At 66.3% G+C, this 19,027-nt stretch carries 17 protein-coding genes; 11 read left to right on the forward strand and 6 right to left on the reverse strand.

Features of this window, described 5'->3' with window-relative positions:
* Positions 1 to 247 precede the first annotated feature (247 nt).
* Positions 248 to 1,120 carry a tetratricopeptide repeat protein gene (locus ACCQ09_RS14375; RefSeq protein ID WP_040941551.1) on the forward strand — a complete coding sequence of 291 codons (873 nt, stop codon included), beginning with the start codon at positions 248 to 250 and terminating at the stop codon, positions 1,118 to 1,120.
* A gap of 193 nt (positions 1,121 to 1,313) precedes the next feature.
* On the opposite strand, the gene dapE is transcribed toward ACCQ09_RS14375, so the two are convergent.
* The 6 genes from dapE to map all read right to left on the reverse strand — a co-directional run bounded on the left by dapE (position 1,314) and on the right by map (position 7,951).
* Positions 1,314 to 2,444, reverse strand: a complete 1,131-nt coding sequence (dapE, locus tag ACCQ09_RS14380) for a succinyl-diaminopimelate desuccinylase (RefSeq protein ID WP_228428024.1) — start codon at positions 2,442 to 2,444, stop codon at positions 1,314 to 1,316.
* A 108-nt stretch (positions 2,445 to 2,552) separates the two neighbouring features.
* Positions 2,553 to 2,909, reverse strand: a complete 357-nt coding sequence (locus ACCQ09_RS14385) for an arsenate reductase (RefSeq protein WP_011036578.1) — start codon at positions 2,907 to 2,909, stop codon at positions 2,553 to 2,555.
* A complete protein-coding gene (locus ACCQ09_RS14390) occupies positions 2,906 to 3,379 on the reverse strand; it encodes a hypothetical protein (RefSeq protein WP_012438808.1) in 474 nt (157 codons plus the stop codon). Before ACCQ09_RS14390 ends, ACCQ09_RS14385 begins: the two co-directional genes overlap by 4 nt.
* A complete protein-coding gene (dapD, locus tag ACCQ09_RS14395) occupies positions 3,376 to 4,548 on the reverse strand; it encodes a 2,3,4,5-tetrahydropyridine-2,6-dicarboxylate N-succinyltransferase (RefSeq protein WP_228428026.1) in 1,173 nt (390 codons plus the stop codon). Before dapD ends, ACCQ09_RS14390 begins: the two co-directional genes overlap by 4 nt.
* A 20-nt stretch (positions 4,549 to 4,568) precedes the next feature.
* On the reverse strand, positions 4,569 to 7,178 hold the full coding sequence (locus ACCQ09_RS14400; RefSeq protein ID WP_228428028.1) for a [protein-PII] uridylyltransferase: 2,610 nt from the start codon (positions 7,176 to 7,178) through the stop codon (positions 4,569 to 4,571).
* Positions 7,175 to 7,951 (reverse strand): type I methionyl aminopeptidase, encoded by a 777-nt coding sequence (map, locus tag ACCQ09_RS14405; RefSeq protein WP_011036574.1) that lies wholly within the window; start codon positions 7,949 to 7,951, stop codon positions 7,175 to 7,177. Before map ends, ACCQ09_RS14400 begins: the two co-directional genes overlap by 4 nt.
* A 297-nt stretch (positions 7,952 to 8,248) precedes the next feature.
* Here map and ACCQ09_RS14410 point away from each other — a divergent pair, with 297 nt between their 5' ends.
* The 10 genes from ACCQ09_RS14410 (at position 8,249) to pyrH (ending at position 18,838) form a co-directional block, all read left to right on the forward strand.
* Positions 8,249 to 8,773 (forward strand): Csu type fimbrial protein, encoded by a 525-nt coding sequence (locus tag ACCQ09_RS14410; protein WP_425533192.1) that lies wholly within the window; start codon positions 8,249 to 8,251, stop codon positions 8,771 to 8,773.
* An 8-nt stretch (positions 8,774 to 8,781) separates the two neighbouring features.
* A complete protein-coding gene (locus tag ACCQ09_RS14415) occupies positions 8,782 to 9,525 on the forward strand; it encodes a fimbrial biogenesis chaperone (RefSeq protein ID WP_014507246.1) in 744 nt (247 codons plus the stop codon).
* 16 nt (positions 9,526 to 9,541) lie between these two features.
* Positions 9,542 to 11,890, forward strand: coding sequence for a fimbria/pilus outer membrane usher protein (locus ACCQ09_RS14420; protein ID WP_228428030.1), 2,349 nt, complete (start codon positions 9,542 to 9,544; stop codon positions 11,888 to 11,890).
* A complete protein-coding gene (locus ACCQ09_RS14425) occupies positions 11,887 to 12,921 on the forward strand; it encodes a Csu type fimbrial protein (protein ID WP_016944178.1) in 1,035 nt (344 codons plus the stop codon). Before ACCQ09_RS14420 ends, ACCQ09_RS14425 begins: the two co-directional genes overlap by 4 nt.
* A gap of 48 nt (positions 12,922 to 12,969) precedes the next feature.
* Positions 12,970 to 13,308, forward strand: coding sequence for a hypothetical protein (locus tag ACCQ09_RS14430; RefSeq protein WP_016944177.1), 339 nt, complete (start codon positions 12,970 to 12,972; stop codon positions 13,306 to 13,308).
* A gap of 1 nt (position 13,309) precedes the next feature.
* Positions 13,310 to 14,026 (forward strand): fimbrial biogenesis chaperone, encoded by a 717-nt coding sequence (locus tag ACCQ09_RS14435; protein ID WP_075285844.1) that lies wholly within the window; start codon positions 13,310 to 13,312, stop codon positions 14,024 to 14,026.
* A 297-nt stretch (positions 14,027 to 14,323) separates the two neighbouring features.
* Complete coding sequence (gene rpsB / locus ACCQ09_RS14440) at positions 14,324 to 15,151, forward strand: 30S ribosomal protein S2 (RefSeq protein ID WP_011269915.1); 828 nt, start codon at positions 14,324 to 14,326, stop codon at positions 15,149 to 15,151.
* A gap of 170 nt (positions 15,152 to 15,321) precedes the next feature.
* Positions 15,322 to 16,200 carry a translation elongation factor Ts gene (tsf, locus tag ACCQ09_RS14445; RefSeq protein ID WP_040941555.1) on the forward strand — a complete coding sequence of 293 codons (879 nt, stop codon included), beginning with the start codon at positions 15,322 to 15,324 and terminating at the stop codon, positions 16,198 to 16,200.
* 284 nt (positions 16,201 to 16,484) lie between these two features.
* Entirely contained in the window at positions 16,485 to 18,008 is a 1,524-nt protein-coding gene (locus tag ACCQ09_RS14450; protein ID WP_012438815.1) for a sensor domain-containing diguanylate cyclase, read from the forward strand.
* Positions 18,009 to 18,115: 107 nt separating this feature from the next.
* Positions 18,116 to 18,838, forward strand: a complete 723-nt coding sequence (gene pyrH / locus ACCQ09_RS14455; RefSeq protein ID WP_011036563.1) for a UMP kinase — start codon at positions 18,116 to 18,118, stop codon at positions 18,836 to 18,838.
* The last annotated feature ends 189 nt before the right edge of the window (positions 18,839 to 19,027 follow it).

A 19,027-nucleotide genomic window follows, 5' to 3' on the forward strand; every position in this document is an offset into this window, starting at 1 on the left:
TTCGCCTAGTCGCAGACCCGCATCGGCCGCGCACGATTATTCGCGCGCAGATTGCTGCGGTGATTGGCGTTGGCGACGTTGGACAGAAACGATGTCATGGGCCGACCGTATCCCGCTTTCAGCGGCGACGCAACTGTTGCGATGGCAACCAAGCAGGGCCGGCAAGCCCGGCATTCAAAGGCCGCCGCGCGATCGCGGACGCGTTGCGCGGATAATGTCGCCCCCCCCGTCGTCGAAGGCCTCTGCAATGACCCCACGTATCGGACGCCTGGCGTTTGCGGCCCTTATCCCACTCTTGCTGCTGCAAGGGTGCAGCACGACGGCGCCGCGCACCGACCCTGCCAAACTGCGACAGCTGGAGCAGACGGCTGCCGATGGTAGTTTCGACAGCATCTGGGAGGTGGCCAGCCAACTGGAGAGCCGCAACGATCCGCGCGCCATCGGCTGGTATGAGCGTGCCGCCGCGACCACGCCGTGGACCTTCCGCAATGCCCTTGCCGAGCTGGCACTGGGGCGGATCTGGGCAAGCGGGACGCTCACGCATGCAGACAGCCCCTATATCGACCAGCGCGCGGCGTTGCGGGCATCGCCGCGCAAGGGCGAACGCTGGTATCTGGCGGCGGCCATGCACGGCAGCCCGTATGCCATTCGCGAGCTCGCCAAATTCCACCGTGACCGCGGCGAAGCGGCCGCCGCGTTGCGCTGGGATCTGCGCGTCGCGATCTACGAGCGCGCCGCCTCCGGACCGTCAGGGCTTCCCGCCACCATCGCGCCACGCAACGGTGACATCCATCCGCTGGTGCGCGACATCCAACGCCGTGCGCGTGGCGGTGACGCTGAGGCGCAGATGGATCTTGGCGCGCTCTACGAAAAGGGAATGGGCGGCGTGAACAGGGATGGTGCCGAAGCGCTGCGCTGGTATCGACGCGCGGCCGACCAGGGCAATGTGTATGGACAATATTTCTACGCCCTACTGCTGGGACGCGGCAGCAGTGGGGTAACGCGCGACGAGGAAACCGCGGCGATCTGGTTTGCCAAGGCGTCCGCACAGCGGTTCTACATCGCCGACGCATCGCATTGGCGCGAGGCGATCAAACCGCCGTTCTGGACCTTCGACTAGGCACTCTCGCTGGTGCATTCGTACGGCGCGACAGCATGGCGCGGTGTAACCGAGATGCCGCTGCAGCACCAAGTCCGCAGCGCACACTGCTTGACGCGCACACCGGGATCTAACTGCCACGCATCGCTGCCGGCAGTGACGAGCGTCGCGCACCGCGCGCGTCACAATGTCGGCCTGAAGCGTCTGCAACACCTCAGACCAGCAGACGCTCGACGAGCGTGCGGTACAGCGCCGGCAGCGCTTCCAGATCGGCCACGCGCACGTGCTCGTCCACCTGATGGATCGATGCATTGACCGGGCCGACCTCGATGCATTGCGCACCCAGCGGTGCGATGAAGCGCGCATCGGAGGTGCCGCCGCCGGTGCTCTCCTCCGGCGGTGCACCGACAAATGCGCCGAGCACTTCGCGGGCCACGCGCCGCAGCGTGCCTTCGGGCGTGTAGAACGGCTCGCCGCTGCGATGCCAGGCCAGCGTGTAAGTCAGCGCATGCCGCTCCAGCAGCGCGACGATCTCGCGCTCGAGCGTTTCGGCATTCCAGTGCGGCGTGTAGCGCAGATTGAAGGCCACCTGCAGCTCGCCGGGAATCACGTTATTGGCGCCAGTGCCGGCGTGGATATTTGAAATCTGCAGGCTGGTAGACGGGAAGCTTTCGAAGCCATCGTCCCATTGCCGCGCGATCAATTCGGCCAGCGCAGGCGCCGCCAGGTGGATCGGATTGCGCGCCTTGTGCGGGTACGCCACGTGGCCTTGCACGCCCTTGACGATCAGGTTGCCGGACAGGCTGCCACGGCGGCCCACCCGCAGCAGATCGCCCAGCCGCTCGGTGGACGATGGCTCACCGGTGATGCACCAGTCGATCTGCTGGCCGCGCTCGGCAAACAGCCGGGCCACATGGCGCACGCCGTCGATGGCGTCCCCTTCCTCGTCGCTGGTCAGCAGCACCGCCAGCGTGCCCGGATGCTCCGGATGGGCAGCCACAAACTGCTCGGCAGCCACCACGAACGCAGCCACGCTGCCTTTCATATCGGCCGCACCGCGTCCGTACAACACGCCATCGCGCACCTGCGGCGCGAATGGGTCGCTGGCCCAATCGCTCGCCGGCCCGGGGGGCACCACGTCGGTGTGCCCCAGCAACACCAGCACGGGCGCGCCACTGCCGTGCGTGGCCCACAGGTTATCGACGGCGCCCAGCCGCAGGTGTTCGCACGCGAAGCCGGCAGCGCTCAGGCGATCGGCGATGAGCGCCTGGCAGCCCGCATCGGCAGGCGTCACCGAGGCGCGTGCGATGAGGTCGCAGGTCAGTTGCAGGACGTCGCTGGTCATCAGGGTCTCTTGGCAAGGGACTGCATGCAGCGCATGCGTGGGAGTGCAGCATGCGGCAACGCGCACCACCGCGCGGGCCGCCAGGCGAAGCGATGTTGCCGCGCAGGTTCAACCCACGGCGAAGCGCGCCTTGAAGCCGTTGTCGGAGAACCCCTGGCTCAGCGTGCCATCGTCGGTCAGCACCACCGGCCGACGGATCAATTGCGGGTACTCGCGGAGCAGCAGCTTCCACTCTGCCTCCGAGCCGGGCGTTTTCTTGTTGTCGGGCAACTGCCGCCACGTGGTCGAGGACTTGTTGATCAAGGCATCGAATCCACCGGCTTTACCGGCCCATTCCAGCAAGGTGTCCGGTGCGGGCGTGTGCTCGCGGTAATCCACGAACGTGTAGGCAACGCCAAAGCGATCCAGCCACTTGGTGGCCTTTTTGCAGGTATCGCAGTTCTTCAATCCATATACCGTGGTCATGTCGTCATCTCTTCAACTGCCTGGCGCGCGTCTGCACGCGCCAGCAGGGTGGTAGCCAACGCGGCGGAGCCTCGCCCGTGCGCAGGCAGGAACACCACCGGTATGCGCTCACCGTGGAATTTCAATGCCAGCCGCGCCGGCGGCATCACCCAGGCGGGATCGACCGCACGCAACTGCGCAAGGTCCACACGCTGCGATCGTCCCTGCTGCACGATCTCCAGCGCATCGCCGGCATCGCGCACCTGCGCCCATCGCCTGCACAACACGAGGTACCGCACAGTCAGCCCCACCATCGCGACAGGCGCCAGCCAGCGCAACGCATCCAATTGCTGCGGGACGCCGTCGCGCACCAGCGAGCCCGCCACGTAGACCGCAACCCAACACAGCCACAGGGCCGGGATGCCCCATCGGATCCAGCCACTGGCCGGACGCGACAGCAGGGTGCCGGCGTGTGCGTGTGCTGTACTCAATCGGCAAGACCGCGCAGCAATTCATTCACGCTGGTCTTGCTGCGCGTGCGCGCATCCACCTGCTTGACGATCACTGCGCAATACAGCGAATGCGAGCCATCCTTGGATGGCAGCTGGCCGGACACCACCACGCTGTACGGCGGCACGTAGCCGTAGGAAATCTCGCCGGTCGCGCGGTTGTAGATGCGCGTGCTCTGGCTGATGAACACGCCCATGCCGATCACGCTGTGATGGCCGATCACCACGCCTTCCACCACTTCCGAACGCGCACCGATGAAACAATGGTCTTCGATGATGGTCGGGCTGGCCTGCAGCGGTTCGAGCACGCCACCGATGCCGGCACCGCCGGACAGGTGGCAGTGCTTGCCGATCTGCGCGCACGAGCCCACCGTGGCCCAGGTATCGACCATGGTGCCTTCGCCGACATACGCGCCGATATTGGTGAAGCTGGGCATCAGCACCACGTCCTTGCCGAAATAGCTGCCGCGCCGTGCGACCGCACCGGGCACCACGCGCACGCCGGCCTGGCGGAACTCGGCCTCATGGAAGCCGGCAAAGCGCGACTCCACCTTGTCCCAGAACGGCGCCGGCTGCGCATCGATCACGGCCATCTCGTTGACGCGGAAGTACAGCAGCACTGCCTTCTTCAACCACTCGTTGACGGTCCAGCCGCCCTGCCCGTCCGGCTCGGCAACACGGAACTCGCCGCTTTCCAGTCCATCGATGACACGATTGACGATTGCCCGCGTGGAGCCTTCGATCTCGTCGATGGTTAATGCCGCACGGCGTTCAAACGCGCTTTCGATACCGAACTTGAGTTCGTCACTGCTGACCTGCGCGGTGGGCTGCACGGCCTTCTTGGCGATCGGCAGCTTCTTGGCCGCTGCGGCCTTCTTGGCGGCCGGTGCAGCCACCACGGTGGTCGCCTTCTTGGCAACGCGCGGCGCCTTGGTGGCCGCTTGCTTCGGCTGCGCTGGCGCGGCGGTGGCGTTACGGCGCGCGCTCTGCTTGGCGACGGCAGCGGTGCTGGCGGCCGGCTTGGTTGCCGGCTTCTTGGGGGCTGCAGCCTTGGACGCGGCCGCGCGCTTGGGCGTTGCGGAAGATGCGCGCTTGGCGGCTGCGCTGGCGGGAGGCGCGCGCGGCGTGCGCGCAGGCTTCTTGGTGCTCATGGGGGCTCTCCGGGAGGAACTCAGGTGGGGTCGAGACAGGCGCACAGCGCATCGCGTAGCGCCTGCCGGGCAGCATCGGGCAACGGGCGATCGTGCTCGTCGGTGATCTGGAACTGGTCTTCGGCGCGCTCGCCGAAGGTGGCAATGCGGGCGTCGTGCACGCGCAGGTGCTGCATGCGTAACACGTGCGCCACGTCGGCCAGCAGGCCCGGGCGGTCAGGCGCCACCAGGCTGATGCGGGTGCGCCTGCCACCGGCACTTTCGCTGAATTCCACCCGCGGGGCGAAGCGGAAATGCCGCAACTGACGCGGCACCGCGCGCCGTGACGGGCGCACTTTGAGCAGATCGCCCGCCAGTACCTGGCGCAGGGCGGCGGCCAGGCGCTGCGGGTCGCCATCGGCGGAACTGTCCTGCGGCAGCACTTCGAACACGTCGAAGATCGCATCGTGTGGCGCGTCCAGCACGCGGGCGCGGTGGATGCCGTAGCCCTTGCGGTCCAGCGTGGCCACGATCGCCGAAAATAATCCATCGCGGTCGGGCGAATACACGAACACTTCCAGCGCGTCGTTGTCGGGCACCGCGCGGCGCGCCTTGACCAGCGTCTGGCCGATCTGCACCTCGATCAACGAGGCCGCTTGCCAGGCCAATTGCTCGGGCCGGAAACGCAGGAAATTCTCGTCCGGCATGCCCGCAAACTGGCGATCGATGGTGGCATCGTCATGGCCTTGCGCCTGCATCAGCGTGCGTGCGGATTCGCGCGCTTCGCGCAGGCGTTCCTCACGCGGCGGCGGGTGTTCCAGACCTTCGCGCAAGGCGCGGCGTGCGGCGAAATACAGATCCGCCAGCAACCGGTCCTTCCAGGCATTCCACAGTTTGGGGCTGGTGCCGGCGATGTCGGCACAGGTCAGCAGATACAGGTAATCCAGGCGCTCGCGCGTGCCCACCAACGTGGCAAAGCGGTGAATCACCTCCGGGTCGGAGATGTCCTGCTTCTGCGCGGTGACCGACATGCGCAGGTGCTGCTCCACCAGCCACGTGACGAGCTCGGTATCGCCTTCGCTCAACCGATGCGCCAGGCAGAACGCGCGCGCATCCACCGCGCCGAGTTCGGAATGATCGCCGCCGCGGCCCTTGGCAATGTCATGGAACAATCCCGCCAGCAACAACAGCTCCGGCTTGCGCAGGCGCGGCCAGACTTCATGAGTGATCGAAAATCGCTCGTCGGCGCGGCCGGCGGCAAACAGCGCGATGTTCCGCAGCACCATCAAGGTGTGCTGATCCACCGTGTAGACATGGAACAGGTCGAACTGCATGCGCCCGGACACACTGGCGAACGCGGGAATCCATTGACCAAGCACGCCCAGCCGCGCCATGCGGTTGAGCGTTTCCACCGCACGCGGGCCGCGCAGCAGCGCCATGAACCGGTCGCGCGCGATGGCGTCGGCAACGTCGTACGCAGGGAGATCGCGCAACACTTCGGCCAGCGCGCGCGCAGTCAACGAATGCAGCCCACGCACCTCGCGGTGGGCCGCCCATTGCGCGAACAACGCAAACACCTGCAGCACATCGCCATCCGGCCAGGTGTCGGCATCGGCGGTGAGATAGCCGCGGCGCAGGCTGAAACCGGCGTCCAGTTGCACCGGCACCGCTTCGCCATCGAACTGCTCTTCGAAGCGCTGCAGCAGGCGATCGCTGATCCGGCGAATCAACGCAGCGCTGCGATAAAAGCGCTGCATCATCTTTTCCACGCCCAGGCTTTCCGGGTCGTCGGCAAAGCCCAGCCGCTCGGCCAGGGTCTTCTGGTAATCGAAACGCAAGCGTTCTTCCGGCCGGTTGGCGACCAGGTGCAAGCCGTAGCGCAGGCGCGCGAGTTCTTCGCGTTCGCGCCGCAATGCGGCCGCTTCGTCCATGCCGACATGGCCCAGCCCGACCAGCGCTTCCAGGTCCTTGACCCCGAACGCGCGCAAGGCCATCCAGCCCAGCGTTTGCAGGTCGCGCAGGCCGCCGGGGCCGTCCTTGATGTCCGGTTCCAGGTTGTCGGCGGTGTCGCCGAAGCGCTGATGCCGCGCGTGTAGTTCCTCGCGCTTGGCCTGGAAGAATGCGCGCAGCGGCCACACCTGCTGCGGCGCGATCGCTGCGGCCAGCGCCGCACGCGCCTGCGCATCGGCCACCAGCGGGCGCGATTCGATCAGTGCGGTGAGCACGGTCTGGTCGGCGGCCGCACTTGTGCACTGTGCCGGCGAGCGCACCGCATGGCTGATCGGCAGGCCCACATCCCACAACAACGCAAACAAGCGCGCCAGCGCCTGCTCGTGGCGTTGTTGCGCAGCGGTTTCGCCCAGTACCAGCAGGTCCACATCCGAACGTGGAAACAGTTCACCGCGCCCGTAGCCTCCCACCGCATGCAAGGACAGCCCGGCGTCGGCAGGGATACAGCGCGTCCACGCATTGCGCATCAATTGATCGACGGCGCGCGCGCGCAAGGCGAGCAGGCGCTCGGTCGGCTCGCCCTGGTCGAAACGCTTGCACAGCCGCATGTCCGCATGCACCAGCAGCGGACGGGCCTCGGCGGCCCAGTCGGCGTCGCCGGCGACGCTCGGATCGGGTCGGTCCGCCGGCGTTGCGGTCATGCCGGCGCGGAGGCGTTGGGCGACAGCGTCAGCACATCCACGCCGTCTTCGGTCACCGCCACCATGTGTTCCCACTGCGCGGACAACTTGCGGTCCTTGGTCACCACGGTCCAGCCGTCCGGCAGGGTCTTATGGTGATAGGTGCCTTCGTTGATCATCGGCTCGATGGTGAAGGTCATGCCCGGCTTGAGCACCAGGCCCTCGCCCGGCCGGCCGTAATGCATCACCTGCGGTTCGTCGTGATAGACCTTGCCGATCCCGTGGCCGCAGTAATCGCGCACCACGCTGAAGCGCTCGGCCTCGGCGAATTTCTGGATGGCATGGCCGACATCGCCCAGCGTCGCGCCCGGCTTGACCGCACGGATGCCGCGCCACATTGCCTCGTAAGTGGTTTCCACCAGGCGCTTGGCCATCACCGACGGCGTGCCCACGTAATACATGCGGCTGGTATCGCCATGCCAGCCGTCCTTGATGACGGTGACATCGATATTGACGATGTCGCCTTCCTTCAGGACCTTGGCCGCGCTCGGGATGCCGTGGCAGATCACGTTGTTGACCGAGGTGCACACGCTCTTGGGAAAGCCGCGGTAGCCGACATTGGCCGGGATGGTGCCCTGCACATTGACGATGTGGTCGTGGCAGATGCGGTCCAGCTCGGCAGTGGTCACGCCTGGTTTCACATGCGGGGCCACCACGTCGAGCACCTCGGCGGCCAGACGGCCGGCGACGCGCATCAGTTCGATTTCTTCTTTGGTTTTCAGATTGACGCTCATGTGGCGGATTATCGCCGATTCCGAGCGAATCTGAATGACTCCACGCTTTGCGCGGCACGCTCGCGCTCGCCGGCGGAAATCCGGCGCAAGGGGGCCGGAATTGTGACGAAGGTCTTCACGCGTCAAAACTGCGTGAAACGGAGTCATCCGTAGGACATCGCATTTTTTGCTAAAGACCCAAAAAAAACAGCGGGATAGCTAACCGATTCATGGTTATCTTTGGCACGGCGGATGCATTACGAGGAGGGCGACGACTTGGTCGCGTCATCAATGACCTATTCGGTCAAGGAAATGTCCATGCGTAATGTCCGCCCTGTCTTACTCTCTCTCGGCCTGCTCTCGACCGTCGGCATCGCGACAGCAGCAGACACCACCACCTTCAACGTCAAGATTGCCGTGACCAAGGCCTGCACCATCACCGCGGCATCGGCCACGGACGTCGACTTCGGCTCGGTGCTATCCACCTCTACCGCCAATGCCGATGCAAACGGCAGCGTCACCGCTCAGTGCACCGCATTGACGCCTTACAACATCGCCCTGAGCGCGGGTAGCAATGCCGGGACGGCCAACGATGTGACCACCCGCCGCATGAAGAACACCGATGCACTGGTCACCACCAACAACTTCGTCGCTTATCAGCTCTACCAGGACCTGGGCCTCAGCACAGTGTGGGGCAGCACCAGCGGCACCAATACGCTGAGCCGCACCGCCACCGGCATCAATCAGATCTACCCGGTGTACGGCCGCGTGACCAACCCGTCCGCCGGCAACCCAGCCACTGGTACCTACCAAGACACCATCACCGCCACGATCATCTATTGAGCCCACGCATGCCGCTATCGCTGCTTTCGCCACTGCGTCCGTTGTTGTTGCTGGCTTTGTCCGGCCTTTGCCTGGCTACCCAGTCGACCACAGTGCGCGCCGCCAGCCTGCAATTGGCGCCCACCTCGCTCACGCTGACCGCCCAGCAGAGCGCCGATGGATTGTGGCTGAGCAACAGCGGCAGCGCGCCGGTGCAGGTGCAGACCCGCGCCTACCGCTGGACCCAGCGCGAAGGCCAGGATCAGCTCGATCCCACCCAGGAACTGCTGATCAGCCCACCCATGCGCACGCTGGCCGCTGGCGAGCGGCAGTTGATCCGCGTGATCCGCGCCGGGCCGCCGCCACGTGGTGAAGAGGTGTGCTACCGCATCATTGTCGACGAACTGCCCAGCGTCGACGCAGACCGCAACGGCATGCAGTTCGTGCTGCGTTACTCGGTGCCGATCTTCGTGCTACCGCCCGGCATCGCCGCGCCCACGCCGCGGCTGGACACGCAACTGGTGGCCGGCAGCGACGGCAACGCGCAGATCCAGATCCGCAACACCGGCAACGGCCATGCACAGGTGGCCGATCTGCGGCACCTGATCGATGGCAAGGCCAAGACGGAGTTGAACGGACTGGTGGGCTACGTCCTGCCCGGCCAGACCATGCGCTGGTCGCTCGGCGCGCCGCTGGCACAGTTTGGCCGCGGCGCCATCACCGCAAGGATCAATGGTGAGGCTGACGAACGCACCCTGCTGGCCGCGCCGTGATGTGGCGCGGCTGACGATGACGCTGCTTGCCGCCGCCATCGGTCTGCAGAACACGGCAGCCGCCGATCTGGCAGATGTGGCGTCCTTGCCGGATCCTGCACCGCAGACCGGTGTCTTGGCCGCGCAGACCTTGTATCTGGATGTCAGCGTCAACCAAGCCGATCGCGGCCTGGCACCGTTCGAGCTGGTGGATGGAAATTTGCGTGCGTCGGTGCAGACCTTGCGCAAACTCGGCTTCATCCTGGACGGTCAAGCGCCCGAGGCGCTGGTCGACCTGGACCGCATGCCCGACGTCGAAGTGCGTTATGACGCCGCCCTGCAGCGGCTGGCCCTGCAGGTCCCGCTGGCGCAGCTCTCGCTGTCCACCACGGTGTTGAAGAGTGAGGAAGTCGCTCCGCCCAGTGCCACCGCCTCGCCGGGCGCGCTGCTCAACTACGACCTGTATGCCAACCGCAACGCGGGGGCCAGCAGCGTCTCGCTGGCCACCGAACTGCGCGGCTTCGGTCTGGGCCGGGGCATGGTCGAAAGCACGGCCGTGTTCCAGACCTACAACCGCGCGCAAGACCGCGGCTGGCGCGGCGAAGCCGTACGCCTGGACAGCGCCTGGCAGATGGATTTCCCCGACACCGCCACCAGCCTGCGGGTGGGCGATTTCTATAGCGGCTTCGTCGACTGGAGCCGGTCGATCCGCCTGGGCGGCATCCAGATCGGCCGCAACTACGCCCTGCAGCCGTATCGCGTGCTGACCCCGACGCCCAGCTTTCTCGGCGAAGCCGCGGTGCCGTCGACGGTGGAGCTGTACGTCGATGGCCTGCGCCAATACAGCGGCCAGGTCCCGGCCGGCCCGTTCCAGCTCGCCGCACAGCCCGGCATCAGCGGCACCGGCCAGGCGCAGATCGTGGTGACCGATGCGTTCGGCCGCGTGCGCCGGCTGGATTTCGCGTTCTACGGCACTCCGCAGCTGCTGGCGCGCGGCATCTCCGAGTGGTCGGCTGGCATCGGCCACCTGCGTCGCGATTACGGCGTGCGCTCGTTTTCTTACGACAGCCGGCCGGTGGCCAGTGCCAGCCTGCGCAAGGGCGTGCGCGAGGATTTCACCATCGAGGCGCATGCCGAAGCCGGCGGCGGCCTGGTCAATGCCGGCGCCGGTGGCATCTGGTTGCTTGGTGTCGGCGGCGTGTTCAACGTGGCCTACGCGCACAGCCAGATGGGCGGCTTGCACGGTGGCCAATACGTGCTGGGCTACGCCTGGAACAACCGCCGCTTCAATCTCAACTTCGCCACCCAGCGCACCCATGGCGACTATCGTGACCTGGGCGCCCTGCAGGGCAGCCTGCCGGCGAGCGTCAGCGACCGCGCGGTGTTCGGTGTCAACGTCAACCCGCTCGGCTCGCTCGGCACCAGCTACGTCCGGCTGAGCTATCCGCAGGGCGACACCTCGCGCTACGCCAGCGTGTTCTGGTCGCGCAGCTTCGGCCGCAACTGGGCCGCCAACCTGTCCGGCAACCAGAACCTGGATCTGCGCCGCGACCGCAGCCTGTATCTGTCGCTCTCCACCACCTTCGGCGGAATCCGCCAGGCCAGCGCTTCGATGCAGCGCAACGGCAACCGCACCGGCTTTGTGGCCGATGTCAGCCAACCGCTGCCGGGTGACGGCGACCTGGGCGGTGTGGGCTGGCGCCTGCAGGCACGCGCCGGCGACGACGCCAGCGGCGGGCTGGCGGAACTGGGCTGGTTGAACCGCGTCGGTCGCTACAGCCTGGGCGCTGCCACGCAGGACGGCGACACCTTCGGCTATGCCAGCGCCAGCGGCAGCCTGGTCTGGATGAACGGGCGCGGTTTCGCCGCGCGTGACGTGCAGGATGCGTTCGCGGTGGTTTCCACCGATGGCCAGCCGGGCATCCCGGTGCGCCTGGAAAACCGCCTGATCGGCGTGACCGACGCCAAGGGCATGTTGCTGGTGACCCCGTTGCAGTCGTGGCAACGCAATCAGCTGTCGATCGATACGCTGGCACTGCCGGCCAACCTGCGCGTGGACCGGGTAGACACCGCAGTGACCCCGCGCCAGCAATCCGGCGTGGCGGTGCGCTTCGGCATTACGCCCGTGCGTGCAGCCATGATCGTGCTGCACGACGCGCAAGGTGTGCCGTTGCCGGTCGGCAGCGTGGTATGGCGCGAGGGCGATGCCGAACGCGTGGTGGTCGGGTACGACGGCGAAACCTATCTGGACAATCTGCAGCAGGAGAACCGCATCCTGGTCGACCTGCCCGACGGCCGCTGCAGCGCGCAGTTCACCTACCCGGTCAATCCCACCGACATCCCGCGCGTCGGCCCGCTGCCGTGCATCGCAGAGCCGGCGCCATGAGCCTGACAGGCCTTGGCCGTTTGTTGTTCGCGCTGGCGATTGCCACGCTGTGGCTGGCCCCAAGCCAGCGCGCGCACGCGGACACAAACTGCACCGTCACGCTCGGCACGCCGCTGGCGTTTGGCAACGTGGCCGCCAACGGCACCACCGACGCGGTGGCAACGCTCAACGTGTCTTGTGCAACTGCCGCGCTCAGCGTCCTGGGCTATGCGCACGTGAGCCTGTGCCTGGATCTGGGCCCCGGCAGCGCCAGTGCCGGACTGTATGCGCCGCGCCGCATGCTCAACCCCACCAGCGACAGCCTGGATTTCCAGATCTACTCCGAGGCGACCCGTACCCAGGTCTGGGGGGCCACTGGCTCGACGACGCCCTCGCCGCGCGTACTGACACTTTCGTACGGGGTACCGCTGATCACCGGCGGCTCGCAGACCACGTCGGTCACGCTGTACGGCCGCATTCCAGCCAATCAGACCCTGTCGGTGGGCAACCACACCAGCACTTTCAGTGGCGCCGACACCGTGCTGCGGTATGCCTATACCGAAAGCCTCATCGGCATTCCGCCGGCCCCCAGCAGTTGCACGGCCGGCGGCAGCGGCGCCAAGACCGCCAGCAACGCCTTCCCGTTCACCGCCTCGGCCAACGTGCCCGCCCGCTGCAATACCTACGTCACCACCGACCTGGACTTCGGCACCATCGCCGGCAGCATTACCAGCAACATCGACCGCACCTCCACCGTCAGCCTGTCGTGCACCAACCGGACCGCGTGGAACATCGGCCTGGGCAACGGCGTGAATGCCAGCGGCAGCACCCGCCGAATGCGCCAGGCCAGCAGCAGCAACTACATCACCTACGAGCTCTACCGCGATGCGGCGCGCAGCAACCGCTGGGGCACCACCATCGGCACCGACACCCTGAATGGCACCGGCAACGGCGTCGCCCAGACGGTCACCGTCTATGGGCGTGCGCCGTCGCCACAGCTACCGGCCGCTGGCGCCTATACCGATACGGTGACCGTCTCGATCACTTACTGATGGTTAATTAAGTTCGCATCGGGCACGTCGTTATTGGCTACGTCTCCAATGCAAACGATTGCCTTCATGACGCCGTTCAACCTTCTGAAGTGCTCTGCATTACTTGCGCTGGCCTGCGCCGCCTCCACTGCCGAGGCGGCCGGCACCAGCCAAGGCCTGGAAAATTCCACCCTGCATATCGGCTTGCGCGTGCTCAGCGGCTGCGAACTGCGCACCTCGCCGGCACGCGCCAACTGCTCCAAGGGCACCCCGGCGGCGATCGAACCGGCTGCCAGTGCTGCCCCCGGCACCGCTGGCACTGCCGCCAGCGCAACCGGCCAGGTCGCCAGCGCCTTGGCCGGCCCGGCGCCGACCGGTGCTGCCCGTATCACCACGGTGGCTTTCTGAGATGGCCGGCGCCTGGCCACTGACGCGTTGGCTTGCCACGGTTCTGGCCGCTGGCATGCTCCTGGTCATGTCCACCCCGGCCCTTGCTGCCGAGATCACAATCGCGCCGACCACGGCGCGCATCCCGGCCGATGCCGACCAAGCCACCGTGTGGCTCAACAACCAGGCCGGCAAACCGTGGCGTGCAGAAGCAAAGCTGTATCGCTGGCGTCAGGACGGCGAGCGCGAGGTGCTTGAACCGGCCATCACTGCCACTGTCAGCCCCAGCCAGTTCGAAATTCCCAGCCAGGGCCGCCAGCTGCTGCGGGTGATCCGGCTCGGCCCCAGCCCGGCCACCACCGAAGACAGCTATCGCTTGGTAGTGACACAGCAGGCGAGCGCCGAGGAGCCCGAACTGCTGCGCTATTCCATTCCCGTCTTCACCCTGCCCAGCCAGGCCAGTGAGGCAAAACCGAAGCTGCACGCTCACTTACTCCAGTCCGGCACCGAAAGGGCATTGACGCTGCACAATGCCGGCCTTGGCCACGCCCGCCTGGCCGACCTGGCCTACATCGGTGCCAGCGGCACCCGGCTGAACATCCGCAACGACCTGGCCGGCTATGTTCTGCCCGGGCAGACCCGACGCTGGACGCTGCCGGCCAGCCTGCCTGCCGGCAAGGGCCGCTTCGTGGCCCGTATCAATGGCGACACCGAGAGCACCCTGGTGCTGGAGCCATGATCCGGCGCTGCACGCACCGCGGCCCCTGAGTCACATTGCATCGCCCTGCCCCGGCGGCTATACTCCGCCGGCTGTCTTGCGTTTCATGCGCAGCGCGCCGTCCACGTCGGACGTCATCGACGAATTCACACCTGCCGCCGCCATCCGTGCCGGGGTGCCCCGCAAGGGGTTCGTCACGGAGGCGACAGGGAAGCCCAACCCCGGAATTACGTGCGTCCCCGCCAGGGCTCGCACAGTCATGCGCAGGTTTTCAAACCACAGCCGCGCACGGCAATTCCGCTATCAGGAGTTTTTTCAATGCCTCAGGTCACCATGCGTCAGATGCTGGAAGCCGGCGTCCATTTCGGCCACCAGACCCGCTACTGGAACCCCAAGATGGCGCCGTACATCTTCGGCGCGCGCGGCAAGATCCACATCATCAACCTCGAGAAGACCGTTCCGCTCTTCAATGACGCGATGAACTTCCTCTCCTCGATCGCGCAGAAGCGCGGCACCGTGCTGTTCCTGGGCACCAAGCGCAGCGCGCGCGAGTCCATCAAGGAAGAAGCCGAGCGCTGCAACATGCCGTTCATGACCCAGCGCTGGCTGGGCGGCACGCTGACCAACTTCCGCACCGTGAAGCAGTCGGTTGCCCGCCTGAAGGAACTGGAAGCCGCTGAAACCGACGGCACCTTCGAAAAGCTGGTCAAGCACGAAGTGCTGGGCCTGCGTCGCGAGCGCGAGAAGCTGGACGCGTCGCTGGGCGGCATCAAGGAAATGAACCGTCTGCCCGACGCGATCTTCGTGATCGATATCGGCCATGAAGACATCGCCATCAAGGAAGCCAAGAAGCTCGGCATCCCGGTGATCGCCGTGGTCGATACCAACTACGATCCGGCCCTGGTCGATTACGCCATCCCGGGCAACGACGACGCCATCCGCGCCGTGCAGCTGTACGCACGCGCCGCTGCCGACGCCGTGCTGGAAGGCAAGGCTGCTGCGCCGAATTCGGCGTCGGTTCGCGAAGAAGAGTTCTCGGCTGAAGCCGGCGACGAAGGCAAGGGCCGTCGCGCTCCGGCCAAGAAGGCCACCGAGAAGAAGGCCGACGCACCGGCCGCTGCACCTGAGGCACCGGCTGCCGAGTAATCGGCATGCAATGCGGCCGCACCATGCTGTGCGGCCGCAGCCCCGACGGGACCCTCGCGTCGCGTCGCTCGGGCCATTGAAGACACCCACGGGGGCGGCCAGCACGCTGCACCGTCTCCTCATTGGCGGAACACTTCCGCCGCACGTATTCGTCCATACGAGGTAATTCCATGGAAATCACTGCTTCCCTGGTTAAAGAACTGCGCGAGCGCACCGGCGCCGGCATGATGGAGTGCAAGAAGGCACTCGTCGAAAACGCAGGCGACATCGACGCCGCGGCCGAATGGCTGCGCAAGTCGGGTCTGGCCAAGGCTGACAAGAAGGCCGACCGCGTTGCCGCCGAAGGCCGCATCGCCACCGCACAGGCTGGCGGCAAGGCAGTGCTGGTCGAAGTCAACTCCGAGACCGACTTCGTCGCCAAGGACGAGAACTTCCTGGCCTTCACCGACGTCGTCGCCAACGCTGCGCTGAACTCTGACGCGGCCGATGCCGACGCCCTGAAGAGCGTCAAGCTGGACAGCGGCGAGACCATCGAAGAGCGTCGCGCTGCGGTCATCGCCAAGGTTGGCGAGAACCTGCAGGTACGTCGTCTGGTCCGCATCGACAGCGCCAACAACGTCGCGGCCTACGTGCACGGCGGCCGCATCGGCGTGCTGGTCGAGCTCAAGGGCGGCGACGCCGAGCTGGCCCGTGGCATCGCGATGCACATCGCTGCGATGAACCCGCCGCACGTCAAGGCCTCCGACGTCCCGGCCGAGTTCGTTGCCAAGGAAAAGGAAATCGAGCTGGCCAAGATGTCCGAGAAGGACAAGGCCAAGCCGGCCGAAATCCTGGAAAAGATCATCAGCGGCAAGATCAGCAAGATCGTCAACGAAGTCACCCTGTACGGCCAGCCGTACGTGCTGAACACCGAACAGACCGTCGAGCAGGCGGTCAAGGCCGCCGGCGCCGAAGTGATCGGCTTCCAGCGTCTGGCCGTTGGCGAAGGCATCGAGAAGGTGGTGGAAGACTACGCTGCCGAAGTGATGAAGCAGGCCGGACTGGCCTGATTCACCGCGTTCGATGACGAAAAAAGCCGCGGCATGCCGCGGCTTTTTTTTTGCCCGCACTACGCGCTGGCGCAGCGCTGTTTGCCGCCAGGCCGCCTGCATGCGCGGCGTATGCAACCGGCCGCAACGCTACAGATGCGCGTGCCGCTGCCGCTAAAAACGAGATGCCGACCAGGCTTTCCAGCGCCCATTGCGCCTGCGTTGCAGCGCGGCGACTGCACTGCGTGGCGTGCCCAACTCAACGACCGCGGCTGTATGCTTGCGATCACTGTCGGCGATGAACCATGCAACCAGACCTCCAGGCCGCCCTGCACTACTGCCGCAACCTGCCCTCGCCGCCGGGCGTGGCGCTGCGCATCATCGAGCTGGCGCAAGACCCCGACGTCGACATGACCACCACGGCCAACGTCATCGGCATGGACATGGCGTTGAGCGCACGCATGTTGCGCGTGGCCAATTCCCCGCTGTACGCCAGCCGGCGCCGCATCGACAACCTGGGCCAGGCACTGACCATGCTCGGCCTCAATGCGACCTTGAGCCTGGCGCTGGGCTTTTCGATGGTCCACGGCGTGCGCAGCACGTTCAAAACGCATCCGCTGCACGAGCGCATCTGGCGCCGCGCCGGCCTGTGTGCGCTGGCCAGCCGCATCCTTGGCCAGGCCTATGGCATCCGCAAGCCGGAAGAGCTGATGCTGGCCGGCCTGCTGCAGGACATCGGCAAGCTGGCGCTGCTGCAGGGCACGCCGGAGGTGTACGCCCCACTGCTGGAACAGGCCCCCGATAACGCCGCACTGCTGGACGCCGAACGCGAGCATCTTGGCGCCACGCATGCCGAGGTCGGCGCCTGGCTGGCGCATCAATGGCAGCTGCCGCCGTACCTGCAGAACGCCATCGCCCAGAGCGAAGAAGAGCCGGCAAGCCTGGAACCCTTCATGGCCTGCGTGGCGCTGTCCGGGCGGCTGGCCGATATCTGGCTGTCGGCCAGTGCGGCCACCGCTACCGAGCGCGCGCAACAGCAGGCGCAGGATGTGCTGGAGCTCGATGCCGAGCGCTTTGAAAAGGTGATCGAGCGCATTGCCGAATCGCTGCCCGAACTCGAAGCCCTGTTCGATATCCGTGTGCCGCAGCCCGAGCACATCCAGCTGATCTTCGAACAGGCACGCGAGCTGGCCATGCTGCGCAGCCTGCGCGAGCTGCAGGACGTGGCCGAGGCACGCCGGCATGCCGACGAATCGGAAAACCGCATGCGCCACCTGGCCGAACAGGCCAGCCGCGATGCACTGACCGGCGTGTTCAACCGCCACCAGCTCGGCACCGCGCTCGCGCATGAGTTCGAACTGGCCACCCGGCAGGCGTGGCCGCTGTCGATCGCCTTCATCGACCTGGACGACTTCAAGCGCGTCAACGATGCGCATGGCCACCTGGTCGGCGACGAGGTGCTGCGCAACTTCGCGCAGACCCTGCAGCGCATGGTGCGTACCAGCGACCTGGTGGCGCGCTACGGCGGCGAAGAATTCCTGGTGATCCTGCCCAACACCACCGCCGAGGCCGCGCTGATGGTGATCGAGCGCATCCTGGCCGAAACCGCACGCACACCGATGGCGCAATTGCCCGGCGGGCCGCTGCACATCACGTTTTCTGCGGGATTGGCCACGCACGGTGGCGGCGACCGCCAATTCGAAAGCATCGAGCATCTGTTGCAGGCCGCCGACACCACGCTGTATCGCTCCAAGCATCGCGGCCGCAACCGCGTCACCGCCTACGATGCGACCGAGGTGCCGGCGCAACCGACACCACGCGCGCACTGAGCAACACGGCACGCATCGCGCAACAAAAGAATTTTTACCACGCCCGGTGACAGGCTTCCGCTAGAATTGCCGGCGTTTGTCGATCCCCCACCCCCGAGGCCTGCCCCATGTCTGAACTTTCCTATCGCCGCATCCTTCTCAAACTTTCCGGGGAGGCGCTGATGGGGGATGGGGATTACGGCATCGACCCCAAGGTCATCAATCGCCTCGCGCATGAAGTGATCGAAGCCCAGCAGGCCGGCGCGCAGGTTGCGCTGGTGATCGGCGGCGGCAACATCTTCCGCGGCGCCGGCCTGGCTGCCAGCGGCATGGACCGCGTCACCGGCGACCACATGGGCATGCTGGCCACCGTGATCAACGCGCTGGCCATGCAGGACGCGCTGGAAAAGCTCGGCGCCAAGGTGCGCGTGATGAGCGCGATCAAGATCAACGACGTCTGCGAAGACTTCATCCGCCGCCGTGCGATCCGTCACCTGGAAAAGGGCCGCATCGCGATCTTCGCCGCCGGCACCGGCAACCCGTTCTTCACCACTGACTCGGGCGCCGCGCTTCGTGCGATCGAGATCGGCGCCGATCTGCTGCTGAAGGCGACCAAGGTCGATGGCGTGTACGACAAGGATCCGAAGAAGCACAGCGATGCGGTGCGTTACGACAGCCTGACCTACGACGAAGTGATCATGCAGGGCCTGGAAGTGATGGACACCGCCGCCTTCGCACTGGCCCGCGACAGCGACCTGCCGCTGCGCATCTTCGGCATGAGCGAGCCCGGCGTACTGCTGCGCATCCTGCACGGCGCGCAGATCGGCACGTTGGTACAGGGCCGCAGCTGAGCGACACGGTCGGGCCCGGCTGAGACACCGCGGCTCGCCAGACAGTGACCACACAGCCGCCTCCGGGCGGCTGTGCTGCATTTTCACGATGCACAGTGGGTAGCACCCGCCCGCCCGGGCCGTGCGCGCCCATGAATCCCGGCGGGCGCCTGCCGGGCTTTTTGCTGCGCTGCGCCGGCTGTCGGCGCC

Source organism: Xanthomonas sp. NCPPB 2586, assembly GCF_041475775.2.
GTDB lineage: Bacteria > Pseudomonadota > Gammaproteobacteria > Xanthomonadales > Xanthomonadaceae > Xanthomonas > Xanthomonas campestris.